This is a genomic window from Undibacterium sp. RuTC16W (assembly GCF_049339445.1).
Classification (GTDB): domain Bacteria; phylum Pseudomonadota; class Gammaproteobacteria; order Burkholderiales; family Burkholderiaceae_D; genus Undibacterium.
Window position 1 is genome coordinate 1 of the sequence record NZ_JBMPPE010000088.1, and the last position, 334, is coordinate 334.

Genomic DNA, 334 nt, shown 5'->3' on the forward strand with positions numbered 1-334 from the left:
TATTTGCGTGCTCACAAAATAATTGACGGCGGTTTGCAAACTAAAAAGTCATTGACTGCGGCACAAGCATTTTTTAATGAGTTACAGCAGCAAAGCGGCTTAAGTTTACAAGCACTAAGTTTAATTATCGCTTACAGCGTAGGTGATAATCGCGTCGGTATACAAACAAGCCAAGCTTAAGGAATATCATGAAACTCGTTGCTCGTTATACCCAGATTGCAGATGATTTTGCAGTGCCGGATTCCCCCAGTGCCGTTGCTGCACCTACCTTATTATTGTGGAACGATGTATTGGCTCAGCAGCTTAATATTGATGTTGCCAGCGCTGAACGTGC

The 334-nt window shown here is 43.1% G+C and carries 1 protein-coding gene; it reads left to right on the forward strand.

Annotated elements, in window-relative coordinates; genetic code table 11:
* Positions 1 to 180 (forward strand): hypothetical protein (locus ACO0K4_RS19635; protein WP_422958346.1); only part of this gene is annotated, 180 nt, incomplete at its 5' end.
* Positions 181 to 334 lie beyond the last annotated feature (154 nt).